15 protein-coding genes are annotated in these 15,210 nt (G+C 59.2%); 9 read left to right on the top strand and 6 right to left on the bottom strand.

Features of this window, described 5'->3' with window-relative positions:
• Positions 1 to 14: 14 nt before the first annotated feature.
• On the top strand, positions 15 to 809 hold the full coding sequence (locus tag ACO0LO_RS05475; protein ID WP_422963193.1) for a basic secretory protein-like protein: 795 nt from the start codon (positions 15 to 17) through the stop codon (positions 807 to 809).
• A gap of 15 nt (positions 810 to 824) precedes the next feature.
• Here the strand turns inward: ACO0LO_RS05475 and ACO0LO_RS05470 are convergent, their stop codons facing one another.
• Genes ACO0LO_RS05470 through ACO0LO_RS05460 form a run of 3 tightly spaced genes read right to left on the bottom strand, consistent with a single transcriptional unit; the run spans position 825 to position 3,300 of the window.
• Positions 825 to 1,070, bottom strand: coding sequence for a hypothetical protein (locus tag ACO0LO_RS05470; protein ID WP_422963192.1), 246 nt, complete (start codon positions 1,068 to 1,070; stop codon positions 825 to 827).
• Positions 1,071 to 1,088: 18 nt separating this feature from the next.
• Positions 1,089 to 1,676, bottom strand: a complete 588-nt coding sequence (locus ACO0LO_RS05465; protein ID WP_422963191.1) for an SCO family protein — start codon at positions 1,674 to 1,676, stop codon at positions 1,089 to 1,091.
• Between the two features lie 4 nt (positions 1,677 to 1,680).
• On the bottom strand, positions 1,681 to 3,300 hold the full coding sequence (locus ACO0LO_RS05460; protein ID WP_422963190.1) for a hypothetical protein: 1,620 nt from the start codon (positions 3,298 to 3,300) through the stop codon (positions 1,681 to 1,683).
• A gap of 208 nt (positions 3,301 to 3,508) precedes the next feature.
• Between ACO0LO_RS05460 and ACO0LO_RS05455 the strand changes: the two genes are divergently transcribed.
• Both ACO0LO_RS05455 and ACO0LO_RS05450 read left to right on the top strand, forming a co-directional pair.
• Positions 3,509 to 4,162 carry a TetR/AcrR family transcriptional regulator gene (locus tag ACO0LO_RS05455; protein ID WP_422963189.1) on the top strand — a complete coding sequence of 218 codons (654 nt, stop codon included), beginning with the start codon at positions 3,509 to 3,511 and terminating at the stop codon, positions 4,160 to 4,162.
• 153 nt (positions 4,163 to 4,315) lie between these two features.
• Entirely contained in the window at positions 4,316 to 4,747 is a 432-nt protein-coding gene (locus ACO0LO_RS05450) for an SRPBCC domain-containing protein (protein ID WP_422963188.1), read from the top strand.
• 27 nt (positions 4,748 to 4,774) lie between these two features.
• On the opposite strand, the gene ACO0LO_RS05445 is transcribed toward ACO0LO_RS05450, so the two are convergent.
• Positions 4,775 to 5,305: a peroxiredoxin family protein gene (locus ACO0LO_RS05445; RefSeq protein ID WP_422963187.1), complete on the bottom strand. Its 531-nt coding sequence runs from the start codon at positions 5,303 to 5,305 to the stop codon at positions 4,775 to 4,777.
• Between the two features lie 184 nt (positions 5,306 to 5,489).
• Positions 5,490 to 6,986: an efflux transporter outer membrane subunit gene (locus ACO0LO_RS05440; protein ID WP_422963186.1), complete on the bottom strand. Its 1,497-nt coding sequence runs from the start codon at positions 6,984 to 6,986 to the stop codon at positions 5,490 to 5,492.
• Positions 6,987 to 7,094: 108 nt separating this feature from the next.
• Here ACO0LO_RS05440 and ACO0LO_RS05435 point away from each other — a divergent pair, with 108 nt between their 5' ends.
• The 6 genes from ACO0LO_RS05435 (at position 7,095) to ACO0LO_RS05410 (ending at position 13,246) form a co-directional block, all read left to right on the top strand.
• Positions 7,095 to 7,643, top strand: a complete 549-nt coding sequence (locus ACO0LO_RS05435; RefSeq protein WP_422963185.1) for a winged helix-turn-helix transcriptional regulator — start codon at positions 7,095 to 7,097, stop codon at positions 7,641 to 7,643.
• A gap of 40 nt (positions 7,644 to 7,683) precedes the next feature.
• Positions 7,684 to 8,859, top strand: a complete 1,176-nt coding sequence (locus ACO0LO_RS05430) for an HlyD family secretion protein (RefSeq protein WP_422963184.1) — start codon at positions 7,684 to 7,686, stop codon at positions 8,857 to 8,859.
• Positions 8,856 to 10,499 carry a DHA2 family efflux MFS transporter permease subunit gene (locus ACO0LO_RS05425; RefSeq protein ID WP_422963183.1) on the top strand — a complete coding sequence of 548 codons (1,644 nt, stop codon included), beginning with the start codon at positions 8,856 to 8,858 and terminating at the stop codon, positions 10,497 to 10,499. The genes ACO0LO_RS05430 and ACO0LO_RS05425 overlap by 4 nt, the downstream gene beginning before the upstream one ends.
• Before the next feature lie 73 nt (positions 10,500 to 10,572).
• On the top strand, positions 10,573 to 11,145 hold the full coding sequence (locus ACO0LO_RS05420) for a TetR/AcrR family transcriptional regulator (RefSeq protein WP_422963182.1): 573 nt from the start codon (positions 10,573 to 10,575) through the stop codon (positions 11,143 to 11,145).
• A gap of 169 nt (positions 11,146 to 11,314) precedes the next feature.
• Positions 11,315 to 12,448, top strand: a complete 1,134-nt coding sequence (locus ACO0LO_RS05415) for a thiolase family protein (protein WP_422963181.1) — start codon at positions 11,315 to 11,317, stop codon at positions 12,446 to 12,448.
• A gap of 18 nt (positions 12,449 to 12,466) precedes the next feature.
• Positions 12,467 to 13,246, top strand: a complete 780-nt coding sequence (locus tag ACO0LO_RS05410; protein ID WP_422963180.1) for an alpha/beta hydrolase — start codon at positions 12,467 to 12,469, stop codon at positions 13,244 to 13,246.
• A gap of 227 nt (positions 13,247 to 13,473) precedes the next feature.
• Here ACO0LO_RS05410 and ACO0LO_RS05405 read toward each other — a convergent pair whose 3' ends face one another.
• Positions 13,474 to 15,102: a methyl-accepting chemotaxis protein gene (locus ACO0LO_RS05405; RefSeq protein ID WP_422963179.1), complete on the bottom strand. Its 1,629-nt coding sequence runs from the start codon at positions 15,100 to 15,102 to the stop codon at positions 13,474 to 13,476.
• Between the last annotated feature and the right edge of the window lie 108 nt (positions 15,103 to 15,210).

Raw genomic sequence — 15,210 nt, 5'->3', positions numbered from 1 at the left:
AAACCAGATCAGATATGACAAACACACCCTGCCGGGCTGGAACGACGGCCATCTGTACCCTATGCCTTTTTTTGACTCTGGGCATGCCGGGCGGCGCGCGAGCAGCTCCCCATTCTGCACACCATACCACCGTGGATATTTCCAAGGCGCCGGACGCGGCGGACTTTGCCAAAAAAAGCCAGGCCCTGGTCGAAGAGTGGTACCCGCGCATCAATACGGCGCTGTTCGGCGCGGGACACCGGCTGCCGTTCAAAACGGTACAGATCGTTTTCGAGCCCGACCTGGGAGTCGAAGGCGCAGCCGCCTATGCCAGCGGCAGTTCCATCCATGTGTCGTCCACCTACATCCGGACCATGCCGGACGATTTCCGCGCGATGATGATCCATGAACTGACGCATATCAACCAGAGCTACCCGTCAACCGAGAATGCCGGCTGGCTGGTGGAAGGCATTACCGACTATGTGCGGCACAAGTATTTTGAAAAAGACATCCAGTCAAGCCTGAAGCTGGACGCCAGCGGGAAGATGACCGGCTATTCAAAAACCGAACCGTATTTCTATGCACTGGAAAATGCCGGCGCCAGCCTGGAGGAACAGGGTTATCTGAAGGCCTATACAGTGGCATCCACCTTCCTGTACTGGCTGGAAGAAAAGAAAGACAAGAATATCGTACGCGAGCTGAACCTGGCGCTGAGCCGCAGCGCTTATTCGGCCGGTCTGTTCGAGACATATTGCGGTGCGCCGCTGGACAGCCTGTGGCAGGAGTTTGTGGCCGCATCGAAAGCGAGCCAACCTGGCGCCGCCGGTTGATGCCTTCCTGCCCGCTTATTTACTGCGGCAGACTATGCGTTCAAACGACGCAGAGTTGCCGCTTCCTGTAGTGCCCATTGTGGCGCCGATCTGCCGCCAGGCAGATCGGCCTGCTTCGGCGATATGTTCGCGGTGGTTATAAACCGCCACCGTGCCGGCTGCCGCTTCAGCGGCGACAAAAACCGCCAGCAGGCCATGGGATAAACGCTTACCCAGGCGATGCCCGCCGAGTAAAGCCAGCCCCGCCAGGCAGCAGCTCATGACCGGGCCTCAGGACAATCATGCATATTGCAGATGCGAGACATGCACATGCAGCCTGGTCGCCAGCTCATGCGCCGTCATCGCATCGCTGAAATGGCTGAGGTAGGCGCCATCCGGCCCCAGCAGATACGTCAATGCGGTATGCGGCACCACATAGCCATCCTCTGCATCCGCGTCTTCCGCCCGTTGCGCAAACACCTTGAACTTCTGTTTGACGGATTCAATTTGCTTCGTGCTGCCGGTCAGGCCGGTAAGCCTTGGGTACTGGCGTAAAAATTCCTTCATCACCGGCGGCGTGTCGCGTTGCGGATCCACGCTGATATACAAGGCATGCAGGAGGCTTGCCTCATCGCGCAGCAGTTCTAGCGCTTCGCTGATCTTGGACAAGGCGCGCGGGCATACTTGCTTGCAATGGGTAAAACCGAAAAAGACCAGTACCAGCTTTCCCCGGTAGCTGTCCAGCGTAACAGGATTTTCATGATGGTCTGTCAGGCTGAATGCGCCGCCGATGGCGACATGCCGGGCCGCTGTCTTGGCTGGCGCCGCCATGCCAGGTGATTTGCAGCAGCAGGATTTTTCTGCCGGCATTTCTGTCATTGTGCTCATTCTCTTACTCCCATTGTATACGCAGCTCGCTGGCATCCGGCAGCGTACATTCAATCATCAACTGGTCGCCCCGCTGCTCAACCACCATATCGCCGCCAGCAGCGGCAACAGCAGCAGCCCGGCTGGTGACGGCTAATACGCCATCCCGCCACAGGCTCCATGCCCGCGCTGCAGGAACATTGCCGATGGTCAGGCGCGTTCGTGTCGGGCCAGGGCTGCGGCTACCCACCGTCAGCAGCAGGCCTTGTTCCTCGCTATACACCGCGCGTCTGACATCGACGCGCGGCTGCATGTCCGTCAACGCCGGGCGCATAAAATGGCTGGCATCGAATGGCGTCCGGTACAGTTGCATCAATCCGCCCGGTACGTTCAGCCTCGCATACGCGAGCAGGGTATTGCCGGTCAGCGGGTCCATGTAGATCATATTGCCGTCGCCATCCCAGGAAGCATCCTGGCGCGGGTAATACAGGCCGCCCTTTTCCATTGCCGGCTGCATGTACCGGTCTGCATGGGCCAGCAAACCCTGCAGCACCTCCTGGTCGCCCAGTTCCGAAGCCCACATTGCTGCATAACCGAATTCGGGCGCCGTCCAGCGGTAGGCAGTATCCTGCAACAGCGCCGGGGTTCCGCCCTCCGCCGCTGCAACGCGCGCGGCCTGGGCCACGGTAGGCGCATGCAGCGACACGCTGCCGTCTTCGCTGCGCTTGAACCATTCCGCCGATTGCCGCGGATACTGCGCGCGCACATATTCCGGATTCCACGCATGCATCGCCGCACCCAGCCAGGCGTCGGAGCTGGCCCGCCCTACCGAGAAAAAATTATCCTGCTGCACACGCCAGAAGTAATAAAAATGGCCGTCCTTGCCCAGCATGCCCTTCCGGGCCCACGCATCTTTATAGGCGGCGGTGGCTTCTTCCGCAATCGCGCTGCCATGCCTCAGATCGTGGAAGCGGAAACCCAGCATCGGGTACTGGTTGCAGATCAGGAACACGCAATTCGGTTCGCAAGGCACGCCGAGCCAGCCGCTTTCCACCATCTGCCAGTAGATCACGTCGTTCAGCTTCTGGAAGTCGTATTCAAATTTTTGCGGACCCATGCCCCAGAAAATAGGCGCATGGGTAAAGCTCAGCGCGCCCGGCTGCGCATAGCGGTCGTCATTGAACAGCACTGCATACAGGCCGGCCATCGCATGCAAATGGCCGCTGTACATGATGTTTTCCTTCACCACCGGATCTATCCACGGACTGCGCAATTCCGTCAGATCCGGGTTAATGAATTTGCCGGACTGGCTGGTGTCTTTCCAGTAACCCCATACGTCGCGCCGCAGCATCTTGCGCATCAGCGACTCATACACCGGCTTGAAGACGCAGGGCGCCGCTGGCAGCCGGTGCAGATGTGCCAGGCCCAGCGTATAGGCGGCCATTGCCAACTGGTAGCGGTAAGAGTCCAGCCACTCCTGGCCGGGATCGGCATTGCCCATGTGAGACCAGTCGCCATCTGCCTGGCCTGCCAGGTTTTCTATATGGCGCAGGTGTGCCAGCTGCAGATCGTCCAGCCCGCTGGTCGCGTAATCCAGCTGTGCCTGGCCTGCCGGGGGCGCTGCCAGCGTGAGGGTATCGGTCATTTTGTCTCCATGGCGAATGTGCTTGCGTCGGTGGCCCCAGGTATTTTTTTGAATAAGCCGCCTGCCTGAATTAATATAGCTGAACGCGTTCACTTAATCAAGCAGGTTTTACCAAAGGCCGAAAGCATGGGCCGCCCAACAGAAGTGCCAGGCGCCAGGCTTGCCTGACGTATAATAATTTTTTGACCTAAGCATTTGTCGCCCGCCAATGGAAAAACGGACAAACCGCCCCGACCGCAGCCGCGCTCGCGCCACCGAAGACAAGGAAAAGGTGCGTGAAGCGATTGTGAACGCAGGCCGCCAGTTGCTGGCGACGGAAGACCCATCCAAGGTGTCGCTGAGGCGCATCGCCGCCGTCGCCGGCTATTCACCGGCCACCGTCTACAATTATTTTGACGATTACCGCGCGCTGTACACCGCGGTGCGCGCGCATGAAATGGAGTTGGCGACCAGCCGCTTTGAACGTATCGCCGCCCGCACCAAAGATCCCGAGCAAAGGGTAAGGAAACTCTTCCTGGCCACCGCCCAGTACTGGCTTAAGCACCTGGATGATTTCGACCTGGTGTTTGCACTGCCTGCAAAAAAAGCCGCCGACCCTGCCGCAGACCCCAGCCCCTTCGGCCAGTCACCTACCGTCATGCGCGCGCTGAAGGTGTATTACGATGCCGTAGATGCCTATTTCAGCACCCTGCCCCACCCGCCTATTCCACCGCGCCTGGCAACCGATACGCTGATGGCCGCCGTACACGGCATCGTCGCCTTTCCGCGCATGACGCGGACCATGGTGTGGTCGGATATGGAGACGATGGCAGAGATCGTTATTGATGGAATGCTGCATCGATGGAATGCCAGCGCAGAGTAGCCCAGCCGGAACATTTCCATTTTGCTTGCTCCGAGCATATTGCCGGTTAAGCAAAAAATCTCTAGTATTCCTGCTGAAGTTTTCATTTGTGCAGCTTAGCTCCAGGAAGACCAAGACTTCACAACTTGCCAACCAGCGAAACGAGGAATTTTTATGACCACATTCAATACGTCCCGTGAAATTCCGGCTACCGTAGAAAAAGTCTTTGCCGCGATCAAAGATCCGCAGCGCCTGGCGCTGTGGTGGGGGCCGGCCGGCTTTACCAACACCTTCAAGGTCTTCGAGTTTACAAATGGCGGACAGTGGTCTTTCACCATGCATGGGCCGGATGGCAAAAACTATCCGAACGAAAACATGTTTGCAGAAATAGAGGCTCCGACAAAAGTTGTTGTCCAGCACGTGTCGGAACCGGTATTTCGCCTGACCATACGCCTGGCCTCATCAACTAAAGGAACAGTGGTGTCCTGGTCGCAGGCATTCGAAAGCCCGGAAGTGGCGAGCCGTCTTGAACACATCTGTGTTCCTGCCAATGAACAGAATCTTGATCGCCTGACGGCGGAAGTGTCGCGCAGTCCAGATCGTTAACATGCAGAACCAGGTGGCCGGGATGTTTCAAGCCTCCAGCCACTCCCACAGCATATCCCAATCGTTCGGCTGAAACGAACCTTCCCGCTTCAGCAGCACATGCCTTTGCTTGTCCAGCACGAAATGCGTGGGCTGGCGGGCGATGGGGCCGAAATTGTCCTTGTAACCGGGTGCGCTCCGCCACAGGATAGGGAAGCGCTGCTCTTTCGGTATGCTGAGGGCGATTATCTTGTTGTAGGCTTCAAAATCGCCCCTGGTGTCGTCCAGGCTGACAGCGAGCAGGATGAATTTGCGTTTGACGTTGCGCACATAGAATTCGCGCATCAGCTTCAGGTCGTGGTTGCAAAGGTTGCAGCCGGCCGTGAAGAAGCTGACCAGCACGGTGTGGCCGGGGAAATCGGACAGCGCGAATTTCTTGCCGCCGGCGTCCACGCCGCTGAGGCTGAGTTCCTGCGGATCCAATGCCGGCGGCGCTGCCGCCTGCTGTGCCTGCAGCGAGGGATAGGCGCCCAGGCACAGGCTGCCGGCGGCGAACTGCAAGAACTGTCGCTTGTCCATGATTTTCCTTGTTGATGTCACACCTGAAGACCTGCGCCACTGAGGCGCTGCAGTCGATATTATTTCCACTATGCAAGCTTTTGTCGCCGACAGTTGCAAAAACTTACACTCAGGTACACCTTTTCGGGGAAACATGGACAGGGATGCGTTCCGCCTGTTCCGGCGCAACGCGCTGCCCTAAAGCTTAACTTCCACCCCAGCCCCCGCCCAGCGCACGGAAAGTGGCGACAGCTGCGCGTGCATTGTCTGCATGCACGCGGGCGAGTTCGTCGCGGGCGGTCAGCAATTGCCGTTCTTCCTGCAGCACTTCAAACAGGCTGATGGCCCCGCCCTTGTAGGCATCTTCGGAGGCGTCCCTGGCACGGGTGTGGGCTGCGACTTCTTCGTTCAGCTCCTTGGCCTGCGCTTCCAGCTGCGTCAATTCTACAACGGCGTTTTCCACGTCCTCGGTAGCGCGCAGCATGGACTTGCGGTAATTGATCAGCGCCTCTGCATTGGCGCCCTTGGCTTGCGCGACTTCGGCATCCACCCTGCCGAAATCGAACAGGCGCCAGCGCAGGCCGGCTGCCGCTTGCGGCTGGAAGCTTGCCGCGGACAGCAAGGTGCCGCCGCTCAGGGTTTCAAATCCTATCAGTGCCGACAAGGAAAACTTAGGGTAATACTCGGCAGTGGCAACGCCGATGCGGGCGCTGGACGCCGCCAGCCGGCGTTCCGCCGCGATGACATCGGGACGGCGACGCAGCAGGTCCGCCGGGCCTTGGGCCAGCGCGATCGCAGGTACCGAACTGCCTGCTGAGCCAGCTCCCTGCGGCAGCGGCTGTGCCAGCTCTGCAGTATAGGTACCGGGCTGCGCGCCCATCAATACATCCAGCCGGTTCAGCTGTATTGCCAGTTCTGTGAGCAAGGGCGGGATCGTGACTTTTGCCTGCGACACCAGCGCTTCTGCCTGCGCGACTTCACGGCTGCTGGCCATGCCGTTATCCAGCCGCAGGCGCACCAGGTCCAGCAGGCCGCGGTTGGTCTTGACCTGGTCTTGCGCCAGTGCCAGCCGCTGCTGTGCGCCGCGCACACGGAAGTAGGCATCCGCGGCTTCCGCGGCGACCGAGATGCGCACGCCCATGCTGCCGGCTTCGGCCGCCTGCGCCTCTGCCTTGGCGGCTTCGGTACCGCGCTTCAGTCCGCCGAACAAGTCCAGCTCCCAGCTGGCGCCGGCGCCTACGTCAGTCAATGTCTCGTTCCTTTCATAGCCGGGGAAGGCGCTGGCGATTTTGCCAAGCGGGCTGCCCAGCGACTGGTGCTGTCTGGCTGCCTGCGCATTGATGGAACCTGACGGCATCTGCTGGGCGCCGGCTTCGCGCGCGGCTGCACGGGCCTGGTCTACCCTGGCCATGGCGGCGGCCAGGTCCAGGTTCTGGTCCAGCACACGCTGGATGATGCGATTCAAGTCCGTGTCATTAAAGCCTGTCCACCAGGTTTCCAGCGCAGGCGCGGGCAGCACTGCCTGCCGGTCATTTGCGGCTCCGGCGCCCTGGTAAGACTTGCCGGCTTCTATCTGCGGCGTTTCATAATTGGGGCCGACCACTGCACATGCCGACAGGCTCATGGCCATGACGGCCAGCAGCACTGCTTTTGCACCGGAAGAAAATACCGGTTTTTGCTCCAGCTCTGATTTGATAGCCATTTTGACCACTCCTTGAAAAATATCGGGAAAAACTTAAAAGTAACTTGCATCACAATAGTGACTAGTATAAAGTTACTTTCATGTTGATAGCAAGTGGAGAAAACAGTCATGCAAAGAAAAAGTTTTGAAGGATCGCGGTGCCCGGTAGCCCGTAGCCTCGAACGGGTGGGCGAATGGTGGAACATCCTGATTCTGCGCGATGCTTTTTATGGAATGACGCGCTTTGATGAGTTCCAGAAGAGTCTGGACATCGCCCCCAATATGTTGACGCGCCGCCTCAATGGCCTGGTCGAAAGCGGGTTGATGGAGCGCCGCCAGTATTCAGAGCGCCCTCCCCGCTTTGAATATGTGCTGACCGATATAGGACGCGATTTCAAGCCGGTGATGACGGCGTTCATGACCTGGGGCAATAAGCATTTTGCGCCGGAAGGTATCGCAGTCATGCTGACCGATGCCAGCACGGGCGAACGCGTCTCTCCGGTACTGGTCGATGAAGCCAGCGGAAAAAAAATCAACGCCCGTGACTACATCATGGCTGCCGGCCCCGCCGCCAGCGAAGCGATACGCAAGCGCATTGCCTTTGCCGCAGAAAAACGCGCGGCGCCGGACAAAAAACCGGATTTCCCGCCAGAAGGCGGCGATGCGCCGCAAGCCTAATCATTGAATAGATAAATAGCTAAAGTTAACAGGACCGATCATGACAACCACTACTGCGCCAACCGACGCAACCCTCATTTCCCTTCCGACCGCCAAAGCACCGCCGGGCAAAAAACGCCTTGCCGTCACCATTGCAATCATCGTGGCAGCAGCCGCACTCGGCGGCTTCGGCTACCACTGGTGGACTGAAAGCCGTTTCCTTCAAAATACCGATGACGCTTATGTAGGCGGCAACGTGACCGTAATAGGCCCCAAGGTCGCCGGCTACATCACGCAGGTGGCAGTGACCGACAACCAGCTGGTGCACGCCGGCGATTTGCTGGTGAAGATAGATGACCGCGATTACCAGGCAGCGCTGGCAAAAGCAGAAGGCGCGGTCGCCGCGCAGCAGGCTCTGCTGGCCAACCTGGATGCGACCCGCAACCTGCAAAATGCCGTGATCCAGCAGGCAAAGGCCGGTGTCAGCGCCAGTGACGCCGATACGGTGCGAGCGCGCGACGACCAGACCCGATACCAGAACCTGTCTTCCAGGGCTGCCGTATCCGTGCAAAGCTCGCAAAAAGCCGACGCCGACTATAAGCAGGCGGTCGCCAACGGCCAGCGTTCACAGGCCGGCCTGGTGGCGGCGCAAAGGCAGGTGGATGTGATCGGTGCGCAGAAAATGCAGGCAGAGGCGGCACTGGCGCAGGCCGTTGCAGAACGCGATATCGCCAAGCTGAACCTGGCCTATACCGAATTGCGCGCGCCGATAGACGGTGTCATCGGCAACCGCCGCGCGCGTGACGGCGCCTATGCGACACCGGGCTCGCAACTGTTGTCTATCGTACCGGCTTCCGGCCTGTGGGTGGATGCCAACTTCAAGGAGGGCCAGCTGGCGCGCATGCGGCCGGGGCAACGCGCAACGATAGAGGCGGATGTGTTGCCGGGCAAGATCCTGCACGGCACCGTCGCCAGCCTGGCGCCTGCAACCGGCGCCCAGTTCAGCGTGCTGCCGCCGGAAAACGCGACCGGCAACTTTACCAAGATCGTGCAGCGGGTGCCGGTGCGCATCGTGCTGGATGCGGAAGACTCCAGGCTGGGCATGCTGCGCCCTGGCCTGTCGGTCGTAGCCGAGGTGGATGTCCGCAATAAGGCGGACAACCGGGCAGCCGACATCGGCACCGGCGCCGACCACAACGCCCGCAATACCGCAGCACTGCAGCAGGCCGGGCTATGAGCACGGCGAGCCTTCCTGTTTCTGCCGGCCAGCCGGCAGCCCCCCTCGCCACTCCAGCTCCCGCTGCGCCGCCTCCCGCATTTTCGATAGGCGAGCTGTCCACACATGCCAAGATTTTTGCGTTCGCGACCATGTGCGTGGGTATGTTTATCGCGCTGCTGGATATCCAGATCGTCTCCGCGTCGTTGAGAGATATAGGCGGCGGCCTGTCCGCCGGCGTCGACGAAACCGTGTGGGTACAGACCAGTTATCTGATCGCGGAAATTATTGTGATCCCGTTATCGGGATGGATGTCGCGGATAGTGTCCACCCGCTGGCTGTTCAGTCTGTCCGCTGCCGGTTTCACGCTGGCCAGCCTGCTGTGCGGCACCGCATGGAACATTCAAAGCATGATCGCCTTCCGTGCGATGCAGGGCTTTTTGGGCGGTTCGATGATCCCGCTGGTGTTTACTACCGCATTTGCTTTTTTCCAGGGCAAGCAAAGAGTGATCGCCGCGGCCACGATAGGCGCGCTCAGTTCGCTCGCCCCTACGCTGGGGCCTACCGTGGGCGGCTGGATTACCGACAATTACTCATGGCACTGGCTGTTTTTCATCAACCTGCTGCCAGGCCTGTTCATCACCGTTGCCGTGCCCATGCTGGTGCGCATCGACAAACCGAATTTCTCGCTGCTGCGCGGCGCAGACTACCTGGGCATGGCGATGATGGCGGTGTTCCTCGGCTGTCTCGAATATACGCTGGAAGAAGGCCCGCGCTTTGACTGGTTCGGCGACGATACCATTTTGCTGACAGCATGGCTGTCGGGCCTTGCCGCGGTGGGTTTTATCTGGCGCAGCCTGACGCATGAGCAGCCTGTGGTGGATCTGCGCGCGTTGAAGGACAGGAACTTTGCGCTCGGCTGTGCGTTCTCGTTCATGAGCGGCGTCGGCATCTTTGCCACCATCTACCTGACGCCGCTGTTCCTGGGCCGGGTGCGCGGCTTCAGCGCGCTGGAAATCGGGCTGGCAGTATTCTCCACCGGCATCTTCCAGGTGTTGTCCATCCCTATCTATGCATTCTTTGCCAACCGCGTAGACCTGCGCTGGCTGACGATGTTCGGCTTTGCCTGCTTTACCCTGTCGATGTGGAATTTCTCCCCTATCACGCATGACTGGGGCGCACAGCAGCTCTTGCTGCCGCAAGCCTTGCGCGGACTTGGCCAGCAGTTTGCCGTCGCCCCCATCGTAACGCTGACGCTGGGCGGACTCGCGCCGCAAAAACTGAAGCTGGCGTCGGGCCTGTTCAACCTGATGCGCAACCTGGGCGGCGCCATGGGTATTGCGGCCTGTGCCACACTGCTCAACGACAGGACCAACCTGCACTTCCAGCGCATGGCCGAACACCTGAATTCCACTAACGAAAACATGGGCCAGGTCTTGCAAGGCATTAGCAGCAGCCTGTCATCATGGGGGCTGGATGCGGCGGACTCCCAGGCAGGTGCATTAAGGCAGTTATGGTCGCTGACCTTCCGTGAAGCGCAAACCCAGACCTTTTCGGATATCTTCGTCATCATTGCGGTCTGTTTTGCCATAGTGACCATTTCCGTGCCGCTGATGCGCAAAATTGCGCCGCCCAAAGCACCCTCCGCAGATGCGCATTGAAATCATGAGCGGATTGATGTTAAGATAAAGCTACCTACCTTAAGGTAGGTATTTAGTTTATCCGACGAAAAATATGATCACCAGCATCCCCTCACTGACCGGCGGCACTCGCGAGCAGATCATGAATGCGGCGCAGCGCATGATAGAAAAGCGTTCCTACCTGGGCTTCAGCTTCCAGGATATCGCAGATGAGATAGGCATACGCAAAGCCAGTCTCTACCATCACTTCCCGACCAAGGAGGCATTGGGTGAAGAAGTGATACGCGAAGCCACGCGCAAGTTCAGCGAATGGACAGGCGGCATGCATTACGCGCCTGAAAAAAAGCTGAAAGCCTATTTCCTGATGTACCGCAATGCGCTGCATGCAGGCGAAGGCATGTGCCCTGCCGGCGCGCTGGCGCCGGGCTGGGACTGTATCAATGATGGCTTGCGGGATGCGGTGCGCGACCTGCGCAGTACACAGGTACGCTGGCTGACAGGCCTGCTGGAAGAACTGAAGCCTGCCGGCAAGCAACCGCCCGCCAAACTCGCGGCCTATATTTTTGCCGTATGCCAGGGCGGCCTGATTGCTGCACGCATGACGGAGGATGTCGCCGATTTCGACGATACGCTGGCGCAACTGAAGAATTCGCTGTACGACAAATAAACACCGGCATGCCAGGAAACAAGTTTTTCTTGCATGCCGATTTTTTGACCGCAAACCCTACCTACCGGTAGGTAGCAACACAGTAACAAAAATAGAAACAGACGGAATACCCCTTGGCATCATATTGCCCCACCGCCGATACGGCGCTTTTTAAAAGAAGGATCACATCATGAAAGCAGTCATCTCCGCCTACGCCCGCTCCCCCTTCCATTTTTCCAAGAAAGGCGCGCTGGCCAATGTACGCCCGGACACAATGGCAGCGCAGGTCGTTAAAGGCCTGCTGGAACGCACCGGCCTTGACCCCGCCTTGCTGGAAGACGTGATTCTCGGCTGCGCCTATCCTGAAGCGTCGCAGGGCAATAACCTGGCGCGCATCGTCGGCCTGCTGGCCGGCTTGCCATTTGAAGTCGGCGGCATGACGGTGAACCGCTTCTGCGGCTCGTCAATGCAGGCCATCCATATTGCCGCGGCGCAGATAGAGGCCGGCATCGGCGAAGCCTACCTGTGTGTGGGCGTGGAATCGATGACCATGGTGCCGCAAGGTGGACTGAATTTTTCACCCAGCCCCGAACTCTATGAAAATAGCGACGCCTATATCTCCATGGGCGAAACCGCTGAAAACGTCGCGGAACGCTGGAAAGTCAGCCGCGCCGACCAGGAAGCGCTGGCTGTGCAGTCGCACCGCAAGGCGGCCGAGGCGCGCGAGCAAGGCCGGCTGAAAGATGAAATCGTCCCTATCCGCACTGCCGACGGGGAACTGATCTCCGCCGATGGCTGCATACGCCCGACCACGTCGGCAGAAGCCTTGGCCGCGCTGCGCCCGGTTTTTCGCGACAACGGCGTGGTGACTGCAGGCACTTCGTCGCCGCTGACCGACGGCGCCGTGGCCGTGCTGGTGACAACCGATGAATTCGCGCTACGCCACAATCTGCACCGCCTGGCACGCATCAAATCCTGGGCAACCGTCGGCGTTGACCCGGCAGTCATGGGCATAGGCCCCATCCCTGCCACCCGCAAGGCGCTGGCGCGCGCGGGGCTCACAGTGGCTGACCTGGGCGTGGTGGAAATCAATGAAGCCTTTTCTTCGCAGGCACTGGCCTGCATCCGCGAACTGGGCCTGGACCCTGCCACTGTCAACCTCGACGGCGGCGGCCTGGCAATCGGCCATCCGCTAGGAGCAACCGGCGCCCGCATCACCGGCAAGGCAGCTGCGTTGCTGGTACGCGAGAAAGCCAAGTACGCGCTGGCGACCCAGTGCATAGGCGGCGGCCAGGGCATTGCCACGATTCTTGAAGCTATCTGACTCGAAAGGAATACTGGCATGGGTCATCCGCAGGTAGAGGCGCTATTTCACGGCTTCACGCATCCTAAGCAAAAAGCATTGAGCGACGCCGAACAGCAGTTGCTGGATCAGGGCCAGCGCAGCAGCATTGCGCACGAAGGCGGGCATTTATTTGCGTGGAAGTGGGGGGATGACCAGTCTGCCGCTGGACGCGTGCTGCTGGCGCACGGCTGGGAAAGCCGCGCCAGCCACTGGGGCGCATTCATCCCAGCGTTGCTCGCAGCAGGCTTTCAGGTATGTGCATTCGATATGCCGGCGCATGGAGAATCCTTCGGCAAACAGGCCGATGTCGTCAGCTTCGGCCGTGCAACGGTGAGTGCTGCCGCGCACTTCGGGCCGCTGCTCGCGACGATAGGCCATTCTGCCGGCTCGCCTGCCACGCTCTATGCGTTTGCCCATGGCGTACAGGTAGACAGGAGCGTGCATATCAGCGGGCCTTCTTCACTGGTACGCATGTTAGGCATGCTGGAAAACGGCATGCTGCCGGCAGAATTGCGGCAGGAGTTCCGCGACCGTTTTGAAACTTATCTCGGGCAGCCGGCAACGGCAATGGATACCTCAAGCCTGCAACACGGCCTGCGCCACCCGGCGCTGCTGCTGCATGATAGTGAAGATGCGGAAGTGCCATATGCCGAAGCAGTGGCGCTGCAGCAGGCATGGCCACAGGCAACGCTGGAGGCGGTACAGGGGCTTGGACATCGCCGGATTTTGAAAGACCAGGCCGTTATAGAACGGGTGATTAGTTTTTTAAAAGCGTAACGAGCTTACCGGTGCTTGAAAAGCCCCGGGGAGGTAGCCTGGATAGAGCGCAGCGCAATCCGGAAGCGCTCCACAGACTTGCAGATATGCATCCTGGATTGCGCTACGCTCCATCCAGGCTACGCAGCACGGTATGCCACCGCTATCTCATTTACTCATATGGATAAAAAAATGCCCGGATGCATTGACGCATCCGGGCATTTCTTCTGCTACTGTTCCTTTACCGCTCAGGAAACCCGCAAGGTATTCGCTCGCCTTGCCGCAACCGCTACCGGCTGCGCCGGCCTGGCGGCAAAAGCATTGACACCGCTCAGCTTGAAGACGCTGACCGTTTGCGACAGCATGCCGGCCTGCTCTTCCATGCTTTCCGCCGCTGCGGCGGCCTGTTCCACCAGCGCCGCGTTCTGCTGCGTCATCTGGTCCATCTGCGTCACTGCCAAATTCACCTGCTCGATGCCCGCGCTCTGCTCCTGGCTGGCCGCGCTGATCTCGCTCATGATGTCGGCCACGTGCTGCACGCTGTTCATGATTTCTTCCATGGTCTTGCCGGCTTCATCCACCAGTTTGCTGCCCTGGTCTACCTGATCAACGGATTCGCCGATCAGCGTCTTGATTTCCTTCGCCGCGCTGGCGCTGCGCTGCGCCAGGTTGCGCACCTCTGAAGCCACGACGGCAAAGCCGCGGCCCTGCTCACCGGCCCGCGCCGCTTCCACTGCGGCATTCAAAGCCAGGATATTGGTCTGAAAAGCGATGCCGTCGATCACGCCGATAATGTCCACGATCTTGCGCGAGCTGTCCTTGATGGTGCTCATGGTGTTGACCACCTGCCCCACGACCTTGCCACCCTTGATTGCCACTTCGCTGGCGGATACGACCAGTTGGTTGGCCTGGCGCGCATTGTCGGCATTCTGCCGCACGGTGCTGGTCAGCTCTTCCATCGACGAAGCGGTTTCTTCCAGCGAGCTGGCCTGCGACTCAGTGCGTGAGGAGAGGTCGGCATTGCCGGCAGCAATTTCCTGCGATGCGACGGTGATGGTTTCGGTTGAAGAGCGCACATTAGACACCAGGTGCGACAGGTTGCTGTTCATGTCCTGCAAGGCATTCAGCAACTGGCCTGTTTCATCCTTGGTTTCATTGCTGATCTCTGCCGTCAGGTCGCCGGCGGCGACCTGCTTGGCGACCTGCACGGCCCTTGCCAGGGGCTGCGTGATCGATTTGGTCAATATCCAGGCACACACCAGTACGAACAGCGTCATCAGCGCTGCCAGTGCCACCATCAGGTTGCGGCTGGTTTTATAGATGCTCTGAATCTCGGCGGCTTTATCGTCGATGGCGCCGCGCTGGTTGTTCAGCAGGTCTTGTATCCTTTCGCCATAGGCCTTGGCGGCCGGAACGAATTTCTGGTCCACCATCTGGTTCGCCTCATCCGACTTGCCATCCTTCTTCAGTGCGATGGCGGTATCGCGCGCGCTCAGGTAGCCTTTGCGCAGTTCCGCCAGCTCGGCCCATAATTGCTTTTCCTTGTCGGTAGAGATATGCGGCTCGATTTTCTTTTGCAGCTCGCCCGATAGCTTGGTGGAGTTTGCCACTTCGTCCGCAAAGAAAGTCGCCAGTGTGGAATCGCTATTTTTGACAATGGCCATCGTGCGGCGGATGCCGGTGAAGACGATGCGGTACCAGTCGGAGATCAGGCGCTCCGTGGTCAGCGGGTCATCCAGCAGATCCTGCGTTTCCGCCGCCACGGCATTCAGGCGTGTGATGCCGATAAAGATGGCAACAAGCGCGCACAACAGGACAACCGCGAAGCCCATGGCAAGGCGCGTCCCTATGTTAAGGTTTTTAATAAAATTCGGCATGAACTTCCCTCTTTTTTATGAATTTTGAATTATTGATTTAGTTGAACCATAAAACCGCAGAACCGGATAAACCGTATAGCCCGAACACCGTCCTCTACATCCCCTTGG

Source organism: Undibacterium sp. TJN25 (genome assembly GCF_049339885.1).
Taxonomy (GTDB): Bacteria; Pseudomonadota; Gammaproteobacteria; order Burkholderiales; family Burkholderiaceae_D; genus Undibacterium.
The sequence above is the reverse complement of the archived record's forward strand: the minus strand, read 5'-3'. Positions and strand labels throughout refer to the sequence as shown.

What these genes read in the sequence shown, in the direction of transcription:
- ACO0LO_RS05445 (WP_422963187.1), bottom strand. Translation starts at nt 5,305, where the DNA reads ATGGACAAGCGACAGTTCTTGCAGTTCGCCGCCGGCAGCCTGTGCCTG.
- ACO0LO_RS05425 (WP_422963183.1), top strand. Translation starts at nt 8,856, where the DNA reads ATGAGCACGGCGAGCCTTCCTGTTTCTGCCGGCCAGCCGGCAGCCCCC.
- ACO0LO_RS05405 (WP_422963179.1), bottom strand. Translation starts at nt 15,102, where the DNA reads ATGCCGAATTTTATTAAAAACCTTAACATAGGGACGCGCCTTGCCATG.
- ACO0LO_RS05450 (WP_422963188.1), top strand. Translation starts at nt 4,316, where the DNA reads ATGACCACATTCAATACGTCCCGTGAAATTCCGGCTACCGTAGAAAAA.
- ACO0LO_RS05475 (WP_422963193.1), top strand. Translation starts at nt 15, where the DNA reads ATGACAAACACACCCTGCCGGGCTGGAACGACGGCCATCTGTACCCTA.
- ACO0LO_RS05470 (WP_422963192.1), bottom strand. Translation starts at nt 1,070, where the DNA reads ATGAGCTGCTGCCTGGCGGGGCTGGCTTTACTCGGCGGGCATCGCCTG.
- ACO0LO_RS05410 (WP_422963180.1), top strand. Translation starts at nt 12,467, where the DNA reads ATGGGTCATCCGCAGGTAGAGGCGCTATTTCACGGCTTCACGCATCCT.
- ACO0LO_RS05455 (WP_422963189.1), top strand. Translation starts at nt 3,509, where the DNA reads ATGGAAAAACGGACAAACCGCCCCGACCGCAGCCGCGCTCGCGCCACC.
- ACO0LO_RS05435 (WP_422963185.1), top strand. Translation starts at nt 7,095, where the DNA reads ATGCAAAGAAAAAGTTTTGAAGGATCGCGGTGCCCGGTAGCCCGTAGC.
- ACO0LO_RS05440 (WP_422963186.1), bottom strand. Translation starts at nt 6,986, where the DNA reads ATGGCTATCAAATCAGAGCTGGAGCAAAAACCGGTATTTTCTTCCGGT.
- ACO0LO_RS05420 (WP_422963182.1), top strand. Translation starts at nt 10,573, where the DNA reads ATGATCACCAGCATCCCCTCACTGACCGGCGGCACTCGCGAGCAGATC.
- ACO0LO_RS05430 (WP_422963184.1), top strand. Translation starts at nt 7,684, where the DNA reads ATGACAACCACTACTGCGCCAACCGACGCAACCCTCATTTCCCTTCCG.
- ACO0LO_RS05465 (WP_422963191.1), bottom strand. Translation starts at nt 1,676, where the DNA reads ATGAGCACAATGACAGAAATGCCGGCAGAAAAATCCTGCTGCTGCAAA.
- ACO0LO_RS05460 (WP_422963190.1), bottom strand. Translation starts at nt 3,300, where the DNA reads ATGACCGATACCCTCACGCTGGCAGCGCCCCCGGCAGGCCAGGCACAG.
- ACO0LO_RS05415 (WP_422963181.1), top strand. Translation starts at nt 11,315, where the DNA reads ATGAAAGCAGTCATCTCCGCCTACGCCCGCTCCCCCTTCCATTTTTCC.